We start from the raw sequence: 23549 nt of genomic DNA, 5'->3' as shown, positions 1-23549 counted from the left end.
AGTCCCATGAGCAGCGAGTCAGTCGAGCCAGGCCACGGTCACTCGCCGGCGGCGTGGACGGCCGTGATCATCATGCTGATCGCATTCGCGATCGGCGCGGTCGCCTTCTTCTACGACGCCCCGGTCATCGTCTGGGCCGCGGCCGGACTCGCGGTCGTCGGGCTCATCGTCGGCTGGATCATGAAGCGCGCGGGCTATGGCGTCGGCGGCGACAAGTACACCCCGAAGGGCCACTGATCCGTGCTCGCCGACCTCGTCGCCGGCGCGCTGGAGGACGCTGAGCGGCGACGGGCCGACCGCCCGCTCGCCGAGGTGGAGGCCGCAGCGCTCGCGCGCCCGGCCGCCCTCGACGCCCTTGCGGCGCTCGCTCCGGCCGACCGCGTCAAGATCATCGCCGAGGTGAAGCGGGCGAGCCCGTCCCGCGGGTCGCTCGCCGCCATCCCGGATCCCGCCGCCCTCGCGGCGTCGTACCAGACCGGCGGCGCCAGCGCGATCAGCGTCCTCACCGAGGAGCGGAAGTTCCACGGCTCCCTCGCCGACCTGGAGGCCGTGCGCGACGCCGTGTCCATCCCGGTGCTGCGCAAGGAGTTCGTCGCAGAGCCGTACCAGGTGTTCGAGGCCCGCGCCGCGGGCGCCGACCTGGTGCTGCTGATCGTCGCCGCGCTGGAGCAGAAGCAGCTGGTCGAGCTGCACGGGCTCATCACCCAGCTCGGCATGACCCCGCTGGTGGAGGCGCACTCGGCCGACGAGCTGAGCCGTGCCCTCGACACCGGCGCGTCCCTCGTGGGCGTCAACGCCCGCGACCTCACCACGTTCGAGCTGGATCGGGATCTGTTCGGCCGCCTGGCCGACCGCATCCCGTCCGGCGTCATCCGCGTCGCGGAGTCCGCCGTGAAGTCGGCCGACGACGTCGCGCACTACCGGGCGGCGGGCGCGGATGTCGTGCTCGTCGGCGAGGCGCTCGTCACGAGCGACCCCGTCGCGACGCTCGGCGAGTTCCTGGGAGTCTGATGTCCCTCCGCACTGAGCAGGGTCCATATTTCGGCGACTTCGGCGGGCGGTTCGTCCCCGAGTCGCTGGTCGCAGCGCTCGACGAGCTGTCGGCGGCGTGGGAGGAGGCGAAGGCCGACCCCGCGTTCCACGCCGAGCTCGACGAGCTGCACCGGTCGTACACCGGCCGTCCGTCGATCGTCACCGAGGTGCCGCGGTTCGCCGAGCACGCCGGCGGCGCGCGCATCATCCTCAAGCGCGAAGACCTGAATCACACCGGCTCGCACAAGATCAACAACGTGCTCGGGCAGGCGATCCTCACCAAGCGCATCGGCAAGACCCGCGTGATCGCCGAGACCGGCGCCGGCCAGCACGGCGTCGCGACCGCGACCGCGGCCGCCCTGTTCGGTCTCGAGTGCACGATCTACATGGGCGAGGTCGACACCGAGCGGCAGGCGCTCAACGTCGCCCGGATGCGCCTGCTCGGCGCCGAGGTCGTGGCCGTCAAGACCGGCTCCCGCACGCTCAAGGACGCGATCAACGACGCCATGCGCGACTGGGTGACCAACGTCGAGCACACCAACTACATCTTCGGCACGGTCGCCGGTCCCCACCCGTTCCCGGCGATGGTCCGCGACCTGCAGAAGATCATCGGCGAGGAGGCGCGCGAGCAGGTGCTCGGCCTGACCGGCCGGCTGCCGGACGCGGTCGTCGCCTGCGTCGGCGGCGGCTCGAACGCCATGGGCATCTTCCACGCCTTCCTCGACGACGAAGACGTTCGTCTCGTCGGCTTCGAGGCCGGCGGCGAGGGCGCGGACACCCCGCGCCACGCCGCCACCATCACGAAGGGCCGCCCCGGCGTGCTCCACGGTGCCCGCTCGATGCTGCTGCAGGACGAGGACGGCCAGACGATCGAGTCGCACTCGATCTCCGCCGGTCTCGACTACCCGGGCGTCGGCCCCGAGCACGCCTGGCTCGCGAACATCGGCCGCGCCGAATACCGTCCGGTGTCCGATGCGGACGCGATGGAGGCGCTGCGCCTGCTGAGCCGCACCGAGGGCATCATCCCGGCCATCGAGTCCTCGCACGCCCTCGCCGGCGCGCTGGCGCTGGGACGCGAGCTCGGGCCGGAGGGCGTCATCCTGGTGAACCTCAGCGGCCGCGGCGACAAGGACATGGAGACGGCGGCCCGCTACTTCGACCTCATCGACGCCGGGGCGGTGCAGTCGTGAGCGGCACCGTGACGAGCCGCGTCGCCGACACGATCGCCCGTCGCAACCGCGAGGCGTCCGGCGCCCTGATCGGCTACCTGCCCGCCGGGTTCCCCGACCTCCGCACCAGTGTGGACGCCGCGGTCGCGCTCGCCCAGAACGGCGTCGACGTCATCGAGCTGGGCCTGCCCTACTCCGACCCGGTGATGGACGGCACGGTGATCCAGGCCGCGACCCAACAGGCGCTGAGCGCCGGCTTCCGGCTGCGCGACGGCTTCACCGCCGTGCGCGAGATCGCCAAGCAGGTCGACATCCCGGTGCTCGTGATGACGTACTGGAACCCCGTGCTGCAGTACGGCGTCGACCGGTTCGCCGACGACCTCGTCGAGGCCGGGGGAGCAGGGCTCATCACGCCCGACCTCATCCCGGACGAGGGCGCAGACTGGCTCGCCGCCTCCGACCGCACCGGGCTCGACCGCGTCTTCCTCGCCGCCCCGAGCTCGACCGACGCGCGCCTCCGTCAGGCCGTCGACGCCAGCCGCGGCTTCGTCTACGCCGTCTCGACCATGGGCATCACCGGTGCGCGCACCGATGTGGACGCGGCGGCCCGCACGCTCGTCGGCCGCCTCCGCGAGGCGGGCGCGACCAGCACCTGCGTCGGCCTCGGCATCTCCTCGGCGGCCCAGGTGGCCGAGGTCCTGGAGTACGCCGACGGCGCCATCGTCGGCTCGGCGCTGGTGAAGGCGCTCGGCGACGGCGGCGTGGCGGAGGCCGGCCGGGTGGCCGCCGAGCTCGCCGGTGGCACTGCGGCCTGACCGCGCGGCTTAGAATATGCAGGCCGAGCGCGCTCCCGCGCGGCGGTCGTCCCATGAAGAACGAAAGGTAGTCATCGGGTGTTCGCGACGATGAGCGGCTGGATGACCAGCATCCCCAGCCCCAGCCCCGAGTGGGCGCAGATCCCGTTGCCCTTCTGGCCGTACCGCGTCCAGACCTACGCGCTGGTCATCCTGGTGGGCATCATCATCGCCGCCATGTGGACGTCCCGCCGGCTCACCAAGCGCGGCGCAGAGCCCGGGGTCGTGCTCGACATCCTGCTGTGCGCCGTCCCGCTCGGCATCGTCGGTGCGCGGCTGTACCACGTGGTCACGCACCCGCAGGACTTCTTCTACCCGGGCGCCAACATCTGGAACCCGTTCCAGCCCGGCAGCATCTGGGCGATCTGGGAGGGCGGCGGCGCCATCTTCGGCGCGATGATCGGCGGCGCGATCGGCGTCTGGCTGGGCTGCCGATGGACCGGCCTGCGCTTCTGGACCTTCGCCGATGCCGTCGCGCCCGCGCTGCTGCTCGCGCAGGCCATCGGCCGCTTCGGCAACTACTTCAACCAGGAGCTGTTCGGCCTCCCCACCACCCTCCCTTGGGGCCTGGAGATCGACCCCGGCAACAAGGCGATCCCGGTGGGCCTCCCGGAGAACACGCTGTTCCAGCCGCTGTTCCTCTACGAGATGATCTGGAACGTCATCGGCGTGATCGTCATCGTCTTCCTCCAGCGCAGGTTCACGCTGCAGTGGGGCAAGGTGCTCGCCGTGTACCTCATCTGGTACGGCCTCGGCCGCTCCTACCTGGAGTCGATCCGCATCGACCCGAGCGAGTTCAACTTCCTCGGCATCCCGAGCAACGTCTGGGCCGCCTTCGGCGCGGTCGTGCTGGGCGTCATCATCTTCCTCGTGCAGTCGCGCCGGCACCCCGGGCTCGAGCCGAGCCCGTACCAGCCGGGTCGTGAATGGGTTCGCCCGGATGCTGAGGTAGACTCGGACGACACGGACCTGGAGGACGAGGACACCGCCGATGCTGACGGTGTGCCTGCCGGGTCCGCTTCGGCCAAGGCCACAAGCCCCACGAACGGATGATCCGGACGGCTCGAAGGAAGCAACTCGTCGAGGCGATCCCACGCACCTGACCCTCCCGACCGGGCCGCACACAGCCCAGCCGCAGACGGCAAAACCTCCCCGCATCGGGCCGATGGCGTCCCCGCACCCAACATCCCCACATCCACGACACTGTGAGGACGGTCGACAGATGGCGCTCACGCCTCCCCATTCCCGCTTCGGGACCGTGCCAGGCCCCCAGGGCCTGTACGACCCTGCCCATGAGAAGGACGCCTGCGGCCTGGCCATGGTCGCCACGCTCCGCGGCACCGCCGGGCACGACATCATCGACGCCGCGCTCGAGGCGCTCCGGCACCTGGAGCACCGCGGCGCGGTGGGCTCCGACGCGGGCACCGGCGACGGCGCGGGCATCATCACGCAGGTTCCCGACGCGTTCCTGCGCGCCGTCGCGGGCTTCGAGCTTCCCGCCGCCGGACGCTACGCCGTCGGCAACGCCTTCCTGCCCACGGAGGAGTCCGAGCGCGGCGAGGTCAAGGCGGCTCTCGAGGCGATCGCGGTCGAGCACGAGCTGACCGTGCTCGGCTGGCGTCCCGTGCCGGTGCGCCCGGAGGAGCTGGGCACGCTCGCGCGCCAGGCGATGCCGGTCATCGAACAGCTGTACGTCACGTCGACGCGTCTCGACGAGAAGGGCGAGCCGGTCGCCGGCATCGCGCTCGACCGTCTGACGTTCTTCCTGCGCAAGCGCGCCGAGCGCGAGCTCGACCTCTACTTCTCGTCGCTCTCCAGCCGCACGCTGGTCTACAAGGGCATGGTCACCACGCTCCAGCTGGAGCCGTTCTACCCCGACCTCTCCGACGAGCGCTTCGCCTCCAAGCTCGCGCTGGTGCACTCGCGCTACTCGACGAACACGTTCCCGTCGTGGCCGCTCGCCCAGCCGTTCCGCATGATCGCGCACAACGGCGAGATCAACACCGTGCAGGGCAACCGCAACTGGATGCGCGCGCGCCAGTCGCAGCTGGAGAGCGAGCTGCTCGGCGACCTCCGCCCGATCTTCCCGGTCGTGACGCCCGGCGCCTCCGACTCGGCCTCGTTCGACGAGGTCGTGGAGCTCATCTCGCTGAGCGGCCGCCCGCTGCCGCACGCGGTGATGATGATGGTGCCGGAGGCCTGGGAGAACCAGACCGAGATCGACCCGGTCCGCCGCGCCTTCTACGAGTACCACTCGATGCTCATGGAGCCGTGGGACGGCCCTGCCGCGATCGTCTTCACCGACGGCTCGCTGGTCGGCGCGACCCTCGATCGCAACGGCCTGCGTCCCGGACGGTACGTCGTCACGAACGACGGCCTGGTGGTGCTCGCCTCCGAGATCGGCGTGCTCGACATCGAGCCGAGCCGGATCGTGCGCAAGGGCCGCCTGCGCCCGGGCCGCATGTTCCTGGTGGACACGGTCGCGGGCCGCCTGATCGAGGACGAGGAGATCAAGTCCGAGCTCGCCGCAGGCGCCCCCTACGGCGACTGGCTGGACGAGGGCCGGATCAACCTGAAGGACCTCCCGGAGCGCGAGCACATCGTCCACACCCCTGCGTCGATCGTGCGCCGGCAGCGGACGTTCGGCTACACCGAGGAGGAGGTCCGCATCCTCCTCAAGCCGATGGCGACGACCGGTGCGGAGCCGCTCGGCGCGATGGGCTCGGACACGCCCGTGGCGGTGCTCTCCGAGCGCCCGCGGCTGCTCTTCGACTACTTCACCCAGCAGTTCGCGCAGGTCACCAACCCGCCGCTCGACTCCATCCGCGAGGAGGTCGTCACCTCGCTGAAGCTGGGCCTCGGCCCGGAGCGCAACCTGCTCACCGCAGGCCCGGAGCACGCCAAGCAGGTCGTGCTCGACTTCCCGGTGATCGACAACGACGAGCTGGCGAAGATCCAGCACATCGACCCGCGACCCGGCAGCACGCTCACGACCACCGTGCGCGGCCTGTACCGCTCCGACGCCGGCCCCGACGCCCTGGAGCGCCGCCTGGCCGAGATGTGCGACGAGGTGGACGAGGCGATCGCGCAGGGCGCGCAGTTCATCGTGCTCAGCGACCGCGACTCCACCAAGGACCTCGCGCCCATCCCGTCGCTGCTCATGCTCGCGGCCGTGCACCACCACCTCATCCGCTCCGAGACCCGCATGAAGGCGGGCCTCATCGTGGAGGCGGGCGACGTGCGCGAGGTGCACCACGTCGCGCTGCTCATCGGCTACGGCGCCTCGGCGATCAACCCGTACCTCGCGATGGAGACCTGCGAGGAGCTCGTCCGCAGCGGCATGATCACCGGCGTCACCCCGGAGAAGGCCGTCAAGAACGTGATCAAGGCGCTCGGCAAGGGCGTGCTCAAGATCATGTCGAAGATGGGCATCTCGACGGTGTCGTCGTACGCCGGCGCCCAGGCGTTCGAGGCCGTCGGACTGAGCCAGGAGTTCGTCGACCAGTACTTCACCGGCACCACGAGCAAGCTCGGCGGCGTCGGGATCGAAGTGATCGCGGCCGAGAACCTGGCCCGCCACGAGAGCGCCTACCCGTCGGAGGGCGCCGCCCTCGCTCACGAGCGGCTGGCGACCGGTGGCGAGTACCAGTGGCGCCGCGACGGCTCGCCGCACCTGTTCAACCCGGAGACGGTGTTCCGCCTGCAGCATTCGACGCGCACGCGCCGCTACGACGTGTTCCGGGAGTACACGGAGCTCGTCGACGACCAGTCGGCATCCCTGATGACCCTGCGCGGGATGTTCTCCCTCAAGGAGGGCGAGCGACCGCCGGTGCCGCTGGAGGAGGTCGAGCCCGTCTCGTCGATCGTCAAGCGGTTCTCCACCGGCGCGATGAGCTACGGCTCCATCTCGAAGGAGGCGCACGAAACGCTCGCGATCGCCATGAACCGGCTCGGCGCCAAGTCGAACACCGGTGAGGGCGGCGAGGACCTCGACCGCCTGCTCGACCCGGAGCGCCGCAGCGCGATCAAGCAGGTCGCGTCGGGCCGGTTCGGCGTCACGTCGATGTACCTGACGCACGCCGACGACATCCAGATCAAGCTCGCCCAGGGCGCGAAGCCCGGCGAGGGCGGCCAGCTTCCGCCGACCAAGGTGTACCCGTGGGTCGCGCGCACCCGGCACGCGACCGCCGGCGTCGGCCTCATCTCGCCGCCGCCGCACCACGACATCTACTCGATCGAAGACCTCAAGCAGCTGATCTTCGACCTGAAGCGCGCGAACCCGGGCGCCCGCATCCACGTCAAGCTCGTCTCCGAGTCGGGCATCGGCGCGGTCGCGGCGGGCACGGCGAAGGCGCTGGCCGACGTCATCCTGGTCTCCGGCCACGACGGCGGCACCGGCGCGTCGCCGGTCAACTCGCTCAAGCACGCGGGCACGCCGTGGGAGCTGGGCCTGGCCGAGACGCAGCAGACGCTGATGCTGAACGGGATGCGCGAGCGCGTGGTCGTGCAGGTCGACGGCCAGCTGAAGACCGGCCGCGACGTGATCGTCGGCGCCCTGCTCGGCGCGGAGGAGTTCGGCTTCGCGACCGCACCGCTCGTGGTCTCCGGCTGCGTCATGATGCGCGTCTGCCACCTGGACACCTGCCCGGTCGGCGTCGCCACGCAGAACCCGGAGCTCCGCGCCCGGTTCTCCGGCAAGCCGGAGTTCGTCGTCAACTTCTTCGAGTTCATCGCGGAGGAGGTGCGCGAGTACCTCGCGGCGCTCGGCTTCCGCACGCTCGACGAGGCGATCGGCCACGCCGAGCTCCTGGATGTGGACCGCGCGATCGAGCACTGGAAGGCGTCCGGTCTCGACCTCACGCCGATCCTGCGCGGCCCCGCCTTCGGGCCGGAGGCGCCGCGCAAGAACGGCCGTGCGCAGGACCACGAACTGGAGCAGCACTTCGACGTGCAGCTGATCGAGGCGGCCGAAGACGTGCTGACGAACGGCGGACGGATCGAGCTGAGCCTCCCCATCCGCAACACCGAGCGCGCCGTCGGCACGATGCTCGGCCACGAGGTGACCGTCCGCCACGGCGAGAACGGGCTGCCGGCCGGGTCGATCGACATCACGCTCACCGGCTCGGCAGGCCAGTCGTTCGGGGCCTTCCTGCCCGCGGGCATCACGCTCCGGCTCGTCGGCGACTCGAACGACTACGTCGGCAAGGGTCTCTCGGGCGGCGAGATCGTCGTGCGCCCGCCGCAGGGCACCGTCTTCGCGGCCGAGCGGAACGTGATCGCCGGCAACGTGATCGGCTACGGCGCGACGCAGGGCAGCATGTTCATCCGCGGCATCGTGGGCGAGCGGTTCCTGGTGCGCAACTCCGGGGCGACCGCGGTCGTCGAGGGCGTGGGGGACCACGCGCTCGAGTACATGACCGGCGGCCTCGCCGTCATCCTCGGCGGCACCGGCCGGAACCTCGGTGCGGGCATGTCGGGCGGCACGGCCTACGTGTACGACCTGAAGCGCGAACGCGTGAACCGGGACTCGCTGGCGAGCGGGGAGCTGGAGCTCCTTCCGCTCGGGAGCGCCGACATCGAGATCGTGCGCGACCTGCTGGAGCGGCACGCTGCCGAGACCGGCTCGACGCTCGCGACCCGGATGCTGGAGGACTTCGACGAGACCGTCGCGAAGTTCGTCAAGGTGCTGCCGCGCGACTACGCCGCGGTGCTGCAGATGCGCCAGGAGGCCGTCGACGAGGGTCTCGACCCCGACGGCGACATCGTTTGGAACCGAATCTTGGAGGTGACCGGTGGCTGACCCGAAGGGTTTCCTGAAGACGACCGAGCGGGAGCTGCCGAAGCGCCGCCCCGTCTCCGTGCGACTCATGGACTGGAAAGAGGTCTACGAGGCGCAGGACCCGGCGCAGCTGCGCCGGCAGGCCGGCCGCTGCATGGACTGCGGCGTGCCGTTCTGCCACTCCGGCTGCCCGCTGGGCAACCTGATCCCGGAGTGGAACGACCTGATGTGGCGCGGGGAGGGCCGCCAGGCGATCGACCGCCTGCACGCGACCAACAACTTCCCGGAGTTCACGGGGCGCCTCTGCCCGGCCCCGTGCGAGTCGTCGTGCGTGCTCGGCATCAACCAGCCGGCCGTGACGATCAAGCAGGTCGAGGTCTCGATCATCGACCAGGCCTGGCAGAACGGCTGGGTGCAGCCGCACCCGCCGGAGCGCCTCACCGGCAAGACGGTCGCCGTCGTCGGCTCCGGCCCGGCCGGCCTCGCCGCCGCGCAGCAGCTGACCCGTGCCGGCCACACCGTCGCGGTGTACGAGCGCGACGACCGGATCGGCGGCCTGCTGCGGTACGGCATCCCGGACTTCAAGATGGAGAAGAAGCACCTGGAGGCGCGGCTCAACCAGATGATGGCCGAGGGCACCCGCTTCCGTGCGGGCGTGAACATCGGCGTGGACATCGCCTGGGACGACCTGCGCGCCCGCTACGACGCCGTCGTGGTGGCGACCGGGGCGATGGTCCCGCGCGACCTGCCCATCCCGGGCCGTGAACTCTCCGGCGTGCACTTCGCCATGGAGTACCTGGTGCAGCAGAACAAGGCGGGCGCCGGCGACCAGATCGCCGACCAGATCACCGCGGACGGCAAGCACGTCGTCGTCCTCGGCGGCGGCGACACCGGCGCGGACTGCATCGGCACCGCCCACCGTCAGGGCGCGGCGAGCGTCACCAACCTGGCGATCGGCAAGCAGCCGCCCGCGGAGCGCCCGGAGAACCAGCCGTGGCCGATGACCCCGACCCTTTTCGAGGTGCAGTCGGCGCACGAGGAGGGCGGACGGCGCGAGTACCTCGCGTCGACCGTCGAGTTCCTGGCCAACGAGTTCGGCGAGGTGCGCGCGCTGCGCGTGGCCGAGACCGAGTTCCTGGACGGACGCCGCGTGCCGAAGGCCGGCACCGAGCGCGAGATCCCCGCAGATCTCGTGCTGCTGGCTCTCGGCTTCACCGGCCCGGAGCAGCAGGACCTGTCCTCGCAGCTGGCCCTGCCGTTCGACGGCCGCGGGAACGTGGCGCGCGACGGCGAGTACCAGACCGAGCAGGAGGGCGTGTTCGTCGCCGGCGACGCGGGCCGCGGGCAGTCGCTCATCGTGTGGGCGATCGCCGAGGGCCGTGCAGCGGCGGCCGCCGTCGACCGGTATCTTGAAGGGGAGACGCAGTTGCCGTCTCCGATCCGTCCCACCGACCGCGGCATCCTCGTCTGAACGAGGAGATGCCCGAAAGACCGGGCGTCAGCTTGAAATCCAGCGCCCAGGGCGCAGAAAAACGGAGCGAACAAAAAGCATGAGAAGGGCCAAAATCGTCGCGACCCTCGGGCCGGCGACCTCCAGCTATGACAACATCCGCGCGATCATCGACGCGGGTGTGGACGTGGCGCGCATGAACCTCAGCCACGGCAGCTACGAGGTGCACGAGGGGGTCTACGCGAACGTGCGGAAGGCCGCCGAGGACGCCGGGAAGCCGGTCGCCGTGCTGGTCGACCTGCAGGGTCCGAAGATCCGTCTCGGCAAGTTCGAGGCCGGCCCCTACGAGCTCGCCGAGGGCGACATCTTCAAGATCACCACCGAGGACATCATCGGTACCAAGGAGATCTCGTCGACGACGTTCAAGGGCCTGCCGAACGACGTGCGCCCCGGCGACTACCTGCTCATCGACGACGGCAAGGTGCGCGTCCGCGTGGTCTCCGTCGACGGTCCGGTCGTCACGACCGAGGTCGTCGTCGCGGGCCCGGTGTCGAACAACAAGGGCATCAACCTCCCGGGCGTCGCGGTCAACGTGCCCGCGCTGTCCGAGAAGGACGAGGCCGACCTCCGCTGGGGCCTCAAGCTCGGCGCCGACCTGATCGCGCTGTCGTTCGTGCGCAACGCCATCGACATCCGCCGCGTGCACGAGATCATGGCGGAGGAGGGCCGCAAGGTCCCGGTCGTCGCGAAGATCGAGAAGCCGCAGGCCGTCGAGGCGCTGGAGGAGATCATCGAGGCGTTCGACGCCATCATGGTCGCCCGCGGCGACCTGGGCGTCGAGCTCCCGCTGGAGGCGGTCCCGATCGTGCAGAAGCGCGCGGTCGAGCTGGCCCGCCGCGCCGCGAAGCCGGTCATCGTCGCCACCCAGATGCTGGAGTCGATGATCTCGAGCCCGGTCCCGACCCGCGCCGAGACCTCCGACGTCGCCAACGCGGTGCTCGACGGTGCGGACGCGGTCATGCTCTCCGGTGAGACCAGCGTCGGCGAGTACCCGGCGATCACGGTGCAGACCATGTCCCGGATCGTCACCTCCACCGAGGAGCACGGCCTGGAGCGCATCCAGCCGCTCGGCACCCGCCCGCGCACCCAGTCGGGTGCGATCACGCTCGCGGCGACCGAGGTCGCCGACTTCGTCGAGGCGAAGTTCCTCTGCGTCTTCACGGAGTCGGGCGAGTCGGCCCGCCGCATGGCGCGACTGCGCAACAAGATCCCGATCCTGGCGTTCACGCCGGAGGAGTCGGTGCGCCGCCGCATGTCGCTGTTCTGGGGTGTGGAGTCCTTCGTCGTGGGCCGCGTCACCCACACCGACCAGATGGTCGCGCAGGTGGACGAGGCGCTCAAGTCGACCGGCCGTGCCGTCGACGGCGACAAGGTGATCATCATCTCCGGCTCCCCTCCCGGGATCCCCGGAACCACCAACGACATCCGCGTGCACCGGGTCGGCGACGTCCTGTAGCACCGGTCACGGAGGGCCCCGCTCGACGAGCGGGGCCCTCCGTGCGTCCGGCGCGCGTGCCGTGTCATCCTGGGGGACGACACGGCGTCAGACCGGGGGATGAAGTCCCGGTTTCCCATGCAATCCGCAGGGTCGGATGGGGTGGGGCGCGCGTACCCTGAGGTCATGGAACACCGTTGGATGCGCTGGGCGCCCGCCGTCGTCGTACCGGCCGCGATCGCCGCCGCCGTGATCGTCGCGCCGCTCGCCGCCGGCGCATCGGACCTGCCCGTGAAGTCGCCCGCCGATGTGCTCCGGCTGGTCGCCGCGAGCGACACCCGGTCGTTCTCGGGCACCGTCTCGCAGAGCTCCGACCTGGGCCTTCCCGACCTGCCCGTGAGCGCGACGAAGGGCACCGACGGCGGCGCCGCCGGCCTGCTCGAGCTGGCCCTCGCCGACCACACCGCCAAGGTGTGGGTGGACGGACCGAGCAAGGTGCGCGTCCAGGTGCTCGACCGCCTCGCCGAGCGCGACGCGATCCGCAACGGCTCCGACCTGTGGCTCTACCAGTCCAGCGGCGAGAAGGTGCTGCACGCGACGGTCCCCGCGCACAGCGAGAAGACCCCCGCGCCGGATGCGACCGCGCTCACCCCGTCGCAGCTCGCGCAGCGCTTCCTCGACGCCGTCGACCCCTCCACCCAGGTCACGCTCGGCTCCGACACCTCGGTGGCCGGCCGTGACGCCTACGACCTCGTGCTGAAGCCCAAGGCGACCACCACGCTCATCGGAAGCGTGTCGATCGCCGTGGACGGGAAGACCGGCATCCCGCTGAAGGTGGCCGTCACCGCACGCGGCGCGAGCTCGCCCGCGTTCGAGGCCGGGTTCACCGCGTTCAGCGACCAGCGGCCCGACGCCTCCGTGTTCTCGTTCACGCCGCCGAAGGGCGCCTCGGTCACCGAGCAGGCGCTGCCGAAGGGCGACTCTGCCGGCAAGGGCGCCCACGAGCACCCGAAGCCGACCGTCACGGGCACAGGATGGGCGACCATCGTCGCGCTGCCCGCCGGCTCCGCGCCGTCGTCGGTCGCCGACGATCCGCTGTTCGCTCAGCTGACCCAGCCGGTGGACGGCGGCCGGGCCCTCAGCTCGTCGGTGGTCTCGGTGCTCGTCACCGCGGACGGCCGGGTGCTCGCCGGCTCCGTGCCGGTCTCCGCCCTCCAGGCGGCGGCCGCCCAGCCGGCCCCGCAGGCATCGGGCCAGTGACCGACGCGGCGATCGCGACCAGCGGGCTCACCAAGCGCTTCCGGTCGCGGGCGGTCGTCGACGGCCTCGACCTGAACGTGCCCCGCGGGTCGGTGTTCGGTTTCCTCGGCCCCAACGGCTCGGGCAAGACGACCACGATCCGGATGCTGCTGGGCCTCGTGTCCCCGTCCGCCGGGTCCATCCGGCTGCTGGGGGAGGCGATGCCCGACCGCGGCGCGCGGGTGCTGCCGCGCGTCGGTGCGCTGGTCGAGGGGCCGGCCTTCGCGCCGTACCTCTCGGGCACCGCGAACCTGCTGCGGCGCGACACCGCCGACCGCTACGCACCGGGGGCGACCCGGAAGGCGCGCGTGTCGGCGGCGCTCGACCGGGTCGGCCTGTCCCACGCGGCGGGAAAGCACGTGCGCGCGTACTCGCTCGGGATGAAGCAGCGGCTCGGCATCGCCGGCGCGCTCCTCACCGACCGCGACCTGCTGGTGCTCGACGAGCCGACGAACGGGCTCGACCCGCAGGGCACGCGCGAGGTGCGCGCCCTGGTCCGCTCGCTCGCCGACGAGGGCACCACCGTGTTCGTCTCCAGCCATCTGCTCGCCGAGATCGAGCAGGTGTGCACGCACGCCGCGATCATGCGCGCCGGCCGGCTCGTCGCGCAGGGATCGCTCGACGAGCTGCGGAGCGCCTCCGGGCCGCGGGTGGCGGTCGAATCGCCGGACACGGCCCTGGCGGTCGCCACCCTCCGCCGCTTCGGGCTGGACCCCGTCGCGACCGGTTCGGGGGTGGAGGCCGGGCTCGGCGCGGCCGCGCCGGCCGCAGAGGAGCTCTCCGCCGCGCTCGTCGGCGACGGCGTGCGCCTGCGCGGCTTCGCCGTGCGGTCGTCGAGCCTGGAGGAGCGGTTCGTCGAGCTCACCGGGGAGGGCTTCGATGTCGAGCAGTGAGCTGACCGCGGTGCCGGACGGGGAGGCGCCGCGCGCAGCCCGTGACGCCCATGCGATGTCCGTCGCCGCCCGGCGGGAGCGTCCGGCCGCCGGCTGGGCCCTGCTCGGCTCGGAGCTGTCGGTGATGTTCCGCCGCTGGCGCACCTGGGCGATGCTGGCGGCCCTCGCGGCGATCCCGCTGCTCATCGCGGTGGCCGTGCGGATCACCGGGGGCAGCTCGCGCGGTCCGGCGTTCCTCAGCGACATCACCTCGAACGGCGTCTTCGTCGCGTTCACCGCGCTCGTGGTGTGCGTCCCGCTGTTCCTGCCGCTGACCATCGGCGTGGTCGCCGGCGACACGATCGCGGGGGAGGCGAGCCACGGCACGCTCCGCTACCTCGTGATCGCACCGGCCGGGCGCCTGCGGCTGCTCGCGGTGAAGTATGTCGGCAGCGCCGTGTTCTCCCTGGCCGCGGCCCTCGCGGTCGCGGTGGCGGGCGCGCTGATCGGCGTGCTGCTGTTCCCGATCGGACCGGTCACACTGCTTTCGGGGGTGCAGGTGAGCCTGGGGGAGGCGTACCTCCGGCTGCTCCTCATCTCGCTGTACATCGTGGTCTCGCTGCTGGGGCTGTGCGCGATCGGGCTGTTCCTCTCGACGCTCACCGACGTCCCGGTGGGGGCGATGGCGGCGACCGCGGTGCTGGCGGTGGTCTCGCAGGTGCTCGACCAGCTCCCGCAGCTGGACGCCCTGCATCCGTGGCTGTTCAGCCACTACTGGCTCGGCTTCGGCGATCTGCTGCGCGACCCGATCTCGTGGGACTCGTTCGGCTCCAACGCGCTGCTGCAGCTCGGCTACATCGCCGTCTTCGGCGCCCTGGCCGTCGGCCGCTTCACCACCAAAGACATCCTCAGCTGAGCTCGGTTGAGGTCAGGGGATGGATTCGGCCGTCTGCTCCAGCTCGGAGCGCGGCTGCTCCCGCTGGGTCGCGATGGTGATGCCCGCGGCGGCGCACACGATCAGGATGCCGACCAGCTGCACGAGCGAGAACCGCTCGTGCAGCACGATGACGCCGAACACCGTCGCGACGACCGGGCCGAAGCTCGTGATGACGGCGTACAGCCGCGGGGTGATCCGGCGCAGGATGAACGTGTCGAGGCTGTACGGCACCGCCGACGACAGCACGCCGAGCGCGAGCAGCAGCAGGAGCACCTGCGCGTCCAGCCGGCTGTAGTCGATCACGACCAGGGCGAGGGGGACCGTCAGCACCGTCGAGACGACGCTCGCGACGCTCAAGCCCTCGAGCCCCGGGAGGCGCGTCGCGACCTGCCGCGTGAGCAGGATGTAGGCCGCCCAGGCCGCGGCGGCGGTGAGGGCGAGCACGACCCCGAGCGGGTCGACGCTGCCCTCGGTCGCGGTGAGGAGCAGGACGCCCGCGGCCGCGGCCACCGCGCATCCCGCATCCAGCCAGCGCCGGGATCCGGCCAGAGCGAGCGCGAACGGCCCGAGGAACTCGATGGTCGCCGCCATCCCGAGCCCGAGCCGGCCGACCGACTCGTAGAAGCTGAGGTTCATCGCCGCGAGCACGACGCCGAGCGCGAGCGCCGGCCACAGCCGCCGCCAGGTCAGTTCGGCGCGGCGCGGCCGGTAGAAGGGGAGCACCACGACCGCGGTGACCACCTGGCGCGCGGCGACGACGACGACCGATCCGACGACCGGGATGAGGAGGCCGGCGAGCGACGAGCCGTAGTTGATGCTGATCTCGGTCGCGACCTGGGTGCCCGCACCGACGAGACGGTCGCGACGGCTGGAGCTCACCCGATCGAGCTTACCGGCGCGCCGGGCGGCGAACGCTCAGAGGGCGAGCCGCATGATCGCCCGGGTCGTGCTCGGCCGGCGGACGACCTCGAATCCGCCGTCGCGGAACAGCGAGACCGTGCCGTGGTACCGCTCGGCGCTCGACAGCGACGGCCGCAGCTCCGTGTCCACCGGGTAGCCCTCGACGACCTCGGCGCCCTGCGTCCTGGCGTGCTCCACGGCGCCCTCCAGCAGGGTCCGGGCGACGCCCTGGCGCCGGAAGTCGAGGCGGACCACGAAGCAGGTCACGGCCCACGGGTCGGCCGGGTCGCCCTCCACCCGTTTCGTGATGGGGGAGCGGGCGAGGTTCGGGTAGGCCGAGTACGGCGCGACCGCGGCCCAGCCCGCCGGTTCGCCATCGACCCACGCCAGCACGCCCGGCGATCCGCTGCGGACCTGGTCGTGCAGGCGGTCGCGACGGTCGCCGACCGAGAGCTCGTCGCGCTGCCGGCCGGGCACCGTGAACCACTGGCACCAGCACCCCGACGGATCGCCGCGGGTGCCGAACACCGTCTCCAGGTCGCCCCACACGTCATCGTCGACCGGCCGGACCACTGTGTCGCTCATGCGTCGACGCTAGCGCCCGCCCCCGACAGCCGCCAGGGGCGGCCGACCGTGGACCGCACCTGACGCGGTCACCCGGGCCGCGTAGGATGCGCGTGAACCGGCCAGCGACCAGGGGAGCCCCGATGAGCGACACGTCCACCGCGTCCACGCAGCACGACCTCTCCGAGCAGACGCTCGACGCCCTCGACGCCTGGTGGCGCGCGGCGAACTACCTCTCCGTCGGGCAGATCTACCTGCTCGACAACCCGCTGCTGCGGCGGCCGCTCAGCCGAGACGACATCAAGCCGCGGCTGCTCGGGCACTGGGGCACGACGCCGGGGCTGAACTTCGTCTACGCGCACCTCAACCGTGCGATCCGGGAGCGCGACCTGGACACGCTGTTCGTCGCGGGCCCGGGCCACGGCGGCCCCGGCGTGGTCGCCAGCGCCTACCTCGACGGCACCTATAGCGAGCTCTACAGCGCCATCGACCGCAGCGAGGACGGCCTGCGCCGGCTCTTCCGGCAGTTCTCCTTCCCGGGCGGCATCCCGAGCCACGCGGCGCCGCAGACGCCGGGCTCCATCCACGAGGGCGGCGAGCTCGGCTACGCGCTGTCGCACGCGTACGGCGCGGCGTTCGACAACCCCGATCTGCTGGTCGCGGCGGTCGTCGGCGACGGCGAGGCCGAGACCGGTCCGCTGGCGACGGCCTGGCACTCCAACAAGTTCCTGAACCCGGCGCAGGACGGGGTGGTGCTGCCGATCCTGCACCTGAACGGCTACAAGATCGCCAACCCGACAGTGCTCGCCCGCATCCCGGAATCCGAACTGCTGGACCTGATGCGCGGCTACGGCTACGCGCCCTACGTCGTCTCCGGAGGCTTCGACGGCGAGGACCCGCGCGAGGTGCACAAGCGGATGGCCGCGACGCTCGACGAGATCCTCGACCGCATCGCGGAGATCAAGCGCGCGGCGGCCGACGGCTCGCTCGACGGACGGCCCGCCTGGCCGATGCTCATCCTGCGCACCCCGAAGGGCTGGACCTGCCCGCCCGAGATCGACGGGCACCCCACCGAGAACAACTGGCGCTCGCACCAGGTCCCGCTCGCGAACGCGCGCGACACCGAGGAGCACACCCGGCTGCTGGAGAGCTGGCTGAAGTCGTACCGCCCGGAGGAGCTGTTCGACGAGGAGGGCCGCCCGGTCCCGCTGGTCACCTCGCTGGCGCCGGAGGGCGAGCGGCGGATGAGCGCCAACCCGGTCGCGAACGGCGGCCTGCTGCGGCGCGACTTGCGGCTGCCCGACTTCCGCGACTACGCCGTCGACGTGCCGAGCCCGGGGGAGACGGTGGCGGAGGCGACGCGCGTGCTCGGCGAGTGGTTCCGGGATGTGATGGCCGGCAACCCGCACGACTTCCGCCTGTTCGCGCCCGACGAGCTGGCGTCCAACCGGCTGCAGGCGGTGTACGACACCACCAGCAAGCAGTGGAACGCGGAGTACCTGCCCATCGACGACGACAACCACCTGGCGACGACGGGCCGGGCGATGGAGGTGCTCAGCGAGCACCAGTGCCAGGGCTGGCTCGAGGGCTACCTGCTCAGCGGGCGGCACGGCGTCTTCACGTCGTACGAGGCGTTCATCCACATCGTCGACTCGATGTTCAACCAGCACGCGAAGTGGCTGAAGTCGGCCGGCGAGGTCGCCTGGCGGCGCCCGGTCGCGTCCCTCAACTACCTGCTCAGCTCGCACGTCTGGCGGCAGGACCACAACGGCGCCTCGCACCAGGACCCCGGCTTCATCGACCACGTCGTCAACAAGAAGGCGGACGTCGTCCGCGTCTACCTGCCCTTCGACGCGAACACCCTGCTCTCCACCTACGACCACTGCCTGCGCTCGGTGGACTACGTGAACGTGGTCGTCGCGGGCAAGCAGCCGTCGCCGCAGTGGCTGACCATGGAGGAGGCGATCGCGCATTGCACGCGCGGCATCGGCATCTTCCCGTGGGCGGGCAGCGAGGTGGAGGGCGAGGAGCCGGATGTGGTGCTCGGCTGCGCCGGCGACATCCCGACCCTGGAGACGCTGGCCGCGGCGAGCATCCTGCGCGACCGGCTGCCCGACCTGAAGGTGCGTGTGGTCAACGTCGTCGACCTGATGCGGCTGCAGGACGAGCGCGAGCACCCGCACGGCCTCTCGGACCGCGAGTACGACGCGCTGTTCACCACCGACAAGCCGGTCATCTTCGCCTACCACGGCTACCCGTGGCTCATCCACCGCCTCACCTACCGGCGTCGCGGCCACGACAACCTGCACGTGCGCGGCTACAAGGAGGAGGGCACGACGACGACGCCGTTCGACATGGTGATGCTCAACGACCTCGACCGTTACCACCTGGTCATCGACGTGATCGACCGGGTGCCGGGGCTCGCGGCGCGCGAGGCCGAGCTGCGCCAGGAGATGCAGGACGCCCGCCTGCGCGCCCGGCAGTACACGCGCGAGCACGGCGAGGACATCCCCGAGGTGGCCGAGTGGACCTGGGCCGGCGGCGAGCGCACCACCCGCATCGACACCACGGGCGGCGACAACGACTGACCCGCCCTTGCCGCGCGGCGACTGCGGCCCTGCGTAACGTGTGCCCCTGCGCGACCCGCCGCAGACGTTCCGAGCGGCCGCAGTCGCGCGCGCCGCGGGGCGGTCAGAGCGGGCGGAGGGTCTCCGGGTCGACCACGGTCAGCTCGGCGATCTTCGCCGCGCGGCCGTCGCCGGAGGAGCGGCCGGTGAGCCGGCGCCCGATCCACGGCAGCACGTGACGGCGGTAGTAGGCGGCCGTGCGGCGGGTGCGCTCGCCTGGGGGCGCTGCGGCGACCTCCTCCACGCCCCACTCGGCGGGCACCGGCACGCCGAGCGCGGTGAGCACGTTGCTCGCGACCCTGGCGTGACCCAGCGGGCCAAGGTGGAGGCGGTCCTCCGACCAGTAGCGGATGTCCTCCAGGCCCTCGTCGGCCCAATTGTCGACGAACGTGATCCCGTCGCGCGGCAGCATCTCCCGCACCGCCACCGCCAGCTCCTCGCCGCGGCGCCGGATGAGGCCGCCGAGCGGGAGGTGCCGGCTCGGGTTCGCGCCGCTGAGGAGCAGCATGTGGCTGCCGGAGGCGACCACGCGGTCCGCCGCATCCATCAGCGTCTTCGCGACGCCCTCGATGGAGACGCGCGGGCGCATGATGTCGTTGCCGCCGCCGTTCAGGCTGACGAGATCCGGATGCTGGGCGATGGCCGGCTCGACCTGCTCGGCAACGATCGGCCCGAGTTTCCGGCCGCGCACCGCGAGGTTCGCATACCGGAACGGCGTCGGGGAGGCCGCCGCCATCCCGAGCGCCACGAAGTCGGCCCAGCCGCGCACGCGGCCGTCGGGGAGCTCGTCGCCGACGCCCTCCGTGAAGCTGTCCCCGATGGCGATGTAGCTGGTGAATGCGGTGCCGGTCACAGGGCAACGCTACTCCGCCCCGCGGCCCGTCCTTGTCGCTACGATGGGCGCCAGGCGACGACGCCGGAGGGGGTCACCATGCAGAAGGTCACGACGTTCCTGTGGTTCGAGAGCGGGGTGGAGGAGGCGGCGCAGCGGTACACCTCGCTGCTGCCGGACTCCGAGGTGCTGGAGGTGCAGCGGTTCGGCGGCGAGATGCCGGGCGGACTGGTGGTGGTGCGGTTCCGGCTCGCCGGCGTCGAGTACCAGGCGATGAACAGCAACACCGTCGCCGGCTTCACGGAGGCGTTCTCGCTGTCGGTGCTGTGCGACGATCAGGCCGAGGTCGACCGATTGTGGGAGGCGCTCACCGCGGACGGCGGCGAGGAGAGCATGTGCGGCTGGCTCCGCGACCGCTGGGGCGTCAGCTGGCAGATCGTCCCGCGACGGCTGCTCGAGCTGCAGTCCGACCCGGACCGGGAGCGCGCGGCGCGTGCGAACCAGGCCATGCTGTCCATGCGCAAGCTCGACATCGCCGCGCTGGAGGCCGCCGCCGACGGTCGCTGACCCTGCGAGGTGCTCGTCGTTGCGGTCGCGCGCGGCGTGTCGCGTGCACCTGCGAGCACCTCGGCGGTAGGTCAGCGCGCGAGGAGGTCCTGCCAGGAGAGCAGGTGCTCCACGGTGACGCCGCCGTAGCCACGGAGCGACGAGAGCGCGGTGCGGACCTTGGCGGTCTCCGACTCCAGCAGCGCGGCCGAGTCGTCGCCGAACGTCGCACCGGGACCGCCGGCGACCTCCGGGGTGTCGGTCTCCACGCCGATGGTGAACGGGATGCGCTTCGCGGCGGCCGCGGTGGCCGCGGGCTTCGCGAAGGCGACGATCCCGTCGGAGCCTGCGGCATGGTCGCTGAACGCCACGATCGCCACAGAGCGCAGGTGGGGGAGCAGGGCGTCGAACGCCGTGCCTCCGGTCGGCTGCGGCTTGGCGGCAAGCCACCACGGCAGGTCTGCGCCGATCGGGACGCTGCCCGCGGCGACCTTCGCGCGGTCGTACATGGTCTGCAGCTTCGCGACGACCGCCGGGAGCTCGGAGTCGGAGGACACCACCCACGGCTCGACGTCGAACTGGATGGCGTCGAACGGCGCGGCGCGGAGTGCGGCCGAGGTCCAGGTCGCCGCCAGGTCCGGGTCGTCGGCCCAGCCGCCGTCGCCGCCGAGCGCGGCCACCGTCGTGACGCCGGCGCCGTGCAGTGCTCTGACGGCCTCCGTCAGCCACGCCGAGAAGGGGCCCTCGTCGGCCGCCCACGGCACCGAGAGGTAGACCGTGCGCAGGCGGTGCGCGGCGGCGAAGGAGGCGAGCGCCTGCGGCTCGAACTGCGGCATCCCCTGCCCGCGCGCGTCCACGGCCGGGTCGATCGGGTTGCCCCAGGCCCACATCGAGGAGATCGCGGAGGTCGGCGTCGAGCCGTCCGTCCGGGTGCTCACGGCCGCCGCCGGGGAGGTCGCGGCGAGGGCGGCTCCGGAGAGCGACACGGCGAGCACGGACGCGGCGATCGCGGCCTTGAGACGTCGAACCCGCACGGCACACCCTTCCTGGACAGGACAATTCCGGTACTGCGGTTTCGGGTGTGCAGTACGTCCATCATGTCAGGATCCAGTGCGGAGTCTATGCCGCGTTCGGGGTACACGACATGGGGCACAGGTGTGCCCCATGCGTTCGTCCCCCGCGCGTTCCTCAGTCGCGCCAGCCGAGCGCGGGCGCGATCTGGGTGACGATCGTCTCCAGCAGGTGCGCGTTGTAGTCGACGCCCAGCTGGTTCGGGACGGTCACGAGCAGGGTGTCGGCGTCGGCGACCGCGGCGTCCTCCCGCAGCTCCTCGACGATCCGCTCCGGCTCGCCGACGTGGCTCTTGCCGAACCGCGCCAGGCCGCCGTCGAGGTGCCCGACCTGGTCGTGGCGCTCGGCGAGCGCCGAGGCGCCGAAGTAGCGGCGGTCGAGGTCGGTCGTGATCGGCAGGATGCTGCGGCTCACGGAGACGCGCGGCTCCCGTTCCCAGCCTGCGGCCTTCCAGGCGTCCCGGTACTGCTGCAGCTGCTCGGCCTGCAGGTCGGAGAAGGCGACGCCGGTGTCCTCGGTGAGCAGGGTCGAGCTCATCAGGTTCAGGCCCTGCTCGGCCGCCCAGACCGCGGTCGCGCGCGTGCCCGCGCCCCACCAGATCCGGTCTCCGAGGCCGGGGGACTGCGGCTCGATCGCGAGCGCGCCGCGCTGGCCGCCGGTCATGGCCGGGTTCGCCTCCGCCACGCCCGCTCCGGCGATCGCGGCGCGGAACAGCTCGGTGTGCCGGCGCGCCATGTCCGCATCCGTCTCGCCCTCGGCCGGGACGTAGCCGAACGACTCCGACCCGCGCAGCGCGGTCTCGGGTGACCCGCGGCTGACGCCGAGCTGCAGCCGGCCGCCGCTGATGAGATCGGCCGCCGCCGCGTCCTCGGCCATGTAGAGGGGGTTCTCGTACCGCATGTCGATCACGGCCGTCCCGATCTCGATGCTCGAGGTGCGCGCGCCGATCGCGGCGAGCAGGGGGAACGGCGACGCCAGCTGCGGCGCGAAGTGGTGGACGCGGACGAACGCGCCGTCCGCGCCGAGCTCCTCCGCCGCGACGGCCAGCTCGATGGTCTGCGTGAGGGCGTCGGCCGCGGTGCGCGACACGGAGCCGGGGATGGGCTGGTAGTGCCCGAAGCTGAGGAACCCGATGCGTTTCACATCCACTCCAATCGGTCCTGCGTGCAGCGTATTCCGTCGAGGCGTCCGCCGGGTGGTGACATCACCTCACCACTCGACCGGGATTCCCGCGATGACTCACCACTCGGCGGCGCATCCGCGGCTAGGCTCGCGGACATGGCGGAGTGGCTGTGCGCGACCTGCGCGGTGGAGACGACCCCGATCGTGGATGGGGCGGGCGAGCATCCGCCCGCGGCCTGCCCGATCTGCGAGGACGAGCGGCAGTACGTGCCGCCGACGGGGCAGGAGTGGACGACGCTGCAACGCCTGCAGCGCGACGGCGAGCGTGTCGTCGTCACCGAGCTGGAGCCCGACCTGTACGGCCTGCGCAGCGAGCCGCGGGTCGGCATCGGGCAGCAGAGCATCCTGCTGCGCACTCCGGAGGGCAATCTGCTGTGGGACCCGACCGGCTACGTCGACGAGGCCGCCGCCACCGCCGTGCAGGACCTCGGCGGCGCCGCCGTGATCGCGACCAGCCACCCGCACATGTTCGGCGCGCAGGTGAGCTGGTCGCGCATGCTGGGCGACCCTCCCGTGCTCGTCAACGCGGCCGACCGGCACTGGGTGCAGCGGGAGGACCCGGCCATCCAGTCGTGGACGGGCGACGTGGAGGTGCTGCCCGGCGTCACCCTGCGCACGGTCGGCGGGCACTTCCCCGGGAGCGCGGTGGTGCACTGGGACCGCGGTGTCGTGCTCAGCGGGGACACCGTGTTCCCCGGGCCGTCGCAGCGGTGGGTGACGTTCCAGCGCAGCTACCCGAACGACATCCCGCTGTCGGCCGCCGTGGTACGACGGATCGCCGACACCGTGTGCGACCGGCCGTTCGACCGGATGTACGGCAACCTCGGCAACGTCGTCCCGGTGGACGCGCGCGAGGCCGTGCTGCGCTCCGCCGAGCGGTACATCGGCTGGGTGAGCGGGGCGTTCGACCACCTCACGTGAGCTGCGGCCGGCCGCGCCC

19 protein-coding genes are annotated in these 23549 nt (G+C 71.8%); 14 read left to right on the top strand and 5 right to left on the bottom strand.

Annotated elements, in window-relative coordinates; translation table 11 throughout:
- Window positions 1-6 precede the first annotated feature (6 nt).
- From HNO83_RS04150 to HNO83_RS04100, 11 genes are all read left to right on the top strand, one after another.
- Window positions 7-237 (top strand): DUF6704 family protein, encoded by a 231-nt coding sequence (locus tag HNO83_RS04150; protein WP_175336241.1) that lies wholly within the window; start codon window positions 7-9, stop codon window positions 235-237.
- A gap of 3 nt (window positions 238-240) precedes the next feature.
- The gene (gene trpC / locus HNO83_RS04145; RefSeq protein ID WP_175336240.1) at window positions 241-1011 is read left to right on the top strand and encodes an indole-3-glycerol phosphate synthase TrpC; all 771 of its coding nucleotides are present in this window, start codon (window positions 241-243) and stop codon (window positions 1009-1011) included.
- Window positions 1011-2222: a tryptophan synthase subunit beta gene (gene trpB, locus HNO83_RS04140; protein WP_175336239.1), complete on the top strand. Its 1212-nt coding sequence runs from the start codon at window positions 1011-1013 to the stop codon at window positions 2220-2222. The genes trpC and trpB overlap by 1 nt, the downstream gene beginning before the upstream one ends.
- Entirely contained in the window at window positions 2219-3016 is a 798-nt protein-coding gene (trpA, locus tag HNO83_RS04135; RefSeq protein WP_175336238.1) for a tryptophan synthase subunit alpha, read from the top strand. Before trpB ends, trpA begins: the two co-directional genes overlap by 4 nt.
- Before the next feature lie 90 nt (window positions 3017-3106).
- The gene (gene lgt / locus HNO83_RS04130) at window positions 3107-4108 is read left to right on the top strand and encodes a prolipoprotein diacylglyceryl transferase (RefSeq protein ID WP_175336361.1); all 1002 of its coding nucleotides are present in this window, start codon (window positions 3107-3109) and stop codon (window positions 4106-4108) included.
- A 169-nt stretch (window positions 4109-4277) separates the two neighbouring features.
- On the top strand, window positions 4278-8855 hold the full coding sequence (gene gltB, locus HNO83_RS04125; RefSeq protein WP_175336237.1) for a glutamate synthase large subunit: 4578 nt from the start codon (window positions 4278-4280) through the stop codon (window positions 8853-8855).
- Window positions 8848-10305, top strand: a complete 1458-nt coding sequence (locus HNO83_RS04120) for a glutamate synthase subunit beta (protein ID WP_175336236.1) — start codon at window positions 8848-8850, stop codon at window positions 10303-10305. The genes gltB and HNO83_RS04120 overlap by 8 nt, the downstream gene beginning before the upstream one ends.
- Before the next feature lie 79 nt (window positions 10306-10384).
- A complete protein-coding gene (gene pyk, locus HNO83_RS04115; RefSeq protein WP_175336235.1) occupies window positions 10385-11800 on the top strand; it encodes a pyruvate kinase in 1416 nt (471 codons plus the stop codon).
- A gap of 165 nt (window positions 11801-11965) precedes the next feature.
- Complete coding sequence (locus HNO83_RS04110; protein ID WP_502708417.1) at window positions 11966-13039, top strand: LolA family protein; 1074 nt, start codon at window positions 11966-11968, stop codon at window positions 13037-13039.
- Window positions 13036-13971, top strand: coding sequence for an ABC transporter ATP-binding protein (locus tag HNO83_RS04105; protein ID WP_175336234.1), 936 nt, complete (start codon window positions 13036-13038; stop codon window positions 13969-13971). Before HNO83_RS04110 ends, HNO83_RS04105 begins: the two co-directional genes overlap by 4 nt.
- A 55-nt stretch (window positions 13972-14026) precedes the next feature.
- A complete protein-coding gene (locus HNO83_RS04100; protein ID WP_175336359.1) occupies window positions 14027-14866 on the top strand; it encodes an ABC transporter permease in 840 nt (279 codons plus the stop codon).
- A 12-nt stretch (window positions 14867-14878) separates the two neighbouring features.
- On the opposite strand, the gene HNO83_RS04095 is transcribed toward HNO83_RS04100, so the two are convergent.
- On the bottom strand, window positions 14879-15766 hold the full coding sequence (locus HNO83_RS04095; RefSeq protein WP_175336233.1) for an EamA family transporter: 888 nt from the start codon (window positions 15764-15766) through the stop codon (window positions 14879-14881).
- Between the two features lie 36 nt (window positions 15767-15802).
- Window positions 15803-16372 carry a GNAT family N-acetyltransferase gene (locus HNO83_RS04090; protein WP_175336232.1) on the bottom strand — a complete coding sequence of 190 codons (570 nt, stop codon included), beginning with the start codon at window positions 16370-16372 and terminating at the stop codon, window positions 15803-15805.
- A 122-nt stretch (window positions 16373-16494) separates the two neighbouring features.
- On the opposite strand from HNO83_RS04090, the gene HNO83_RS04085 reads away from it, so the two are divergent.
- Window positions 16495-18939: a phosphoketolase family protein gene (locus HNO83_RS04085; RefSeq protein WP_175336231.1), complete on the top strand. Its 2445-nt coding sequence runs from the start codon at window positions 16495-16497 to the stop codon at window positions 18937-18939.
- Window positions 18940-19042: 103 nt separating this feature from the next.
- Here the strand turns inward: HNO83_RS04085 and HNO83_RS04080 are convergent, their stop codons facing one another.
- On the bottom strand, window positions 19043-19831 hold the full coding sequence (locus HNO83_RS04080; RefSeq protein WP_175336230.1) for an SGNH/GDSL hydrolase family protein: 789 nt from the start codon (window positions 19829-19831) through the stop codon (window positions 19043-19045).
- A 78-nt stretch (window positions 19832-19909) separates the two neighbouring features.
- Here HNO83_RS04080 and HNO83_RS04075 point away from each other — a divergent pair, with 78 nt between their 5' ends.
- The gene (locus HNO83_RS04075) at window positions 19910-20377 is read left to right on the top strand and encodes a VOC family protein (RefSeq protein ID WP_175336229.1); all 468 of its coding nucleotides are present in this window, start codon (window positions 19910-19912) and stop codon (window positions 20375-20377) included.
- 71 nt (window positions 20378-20448) lie between these two features.
- Here the strand turns inward: HNO83_RS04075 and HNO83_RS04070 are convergent, their stop codons facing one another.
- Window positions 20449-21390 carry a hypothetical protein gene (locus HNO83_RS04070; RefSeq protein ID WP_175336228.1) on the bottom strand — a complete coding sequence of 314 codons (942 nt, stop codon included), beginning with the start codon at window positions 21388-21390 and terminating at the stop codon, window positions 20449-20451.
- A gap of 154 nt (window positions 21391-21544) precedes the next feature.
- Window positions 21545-22576, bottom strand: a complete 1032-nt coding sequence (locus HNO83_RS04065) for an LLM class flavin-dependent oxidoreductase (protein WP_175336227.1) — start codon at window positions 22574-22576, stop codon at window positions 21545-21547.
- A gap of 129 nt (window positions 22577-22705) precedes the next feature.
- Between HNO83_RS04065 and HNO83_RS04060 the strand changes: the two genes are divergently transcribed.
- Window positions 22706-23530, top strand: coding sequence for an MBL fold metallo-hydrolase (locus HNO83_RS04060; RefSeq protein WP_175336226.1), 825 nt, complete (start codon window positions 22706-22708; stop codon window positions 23528-23530).
- Window positions 23531-23549: the final 19 nt, after the last annotated feature.

It is taken from the genome of Leifsonia sp. C5G2 (assembly GCF_013359685.1).
Classification (GTDB): Bacteria; Actinomycetota; Actinomycetes; order Actinomycetales; family Microbacteriaceae; genus Leifsonia.
Note: the sequence above shows the minus strand (reverse complement) of the source record. Positions and strands in the feature narration are given on the sequence as shown.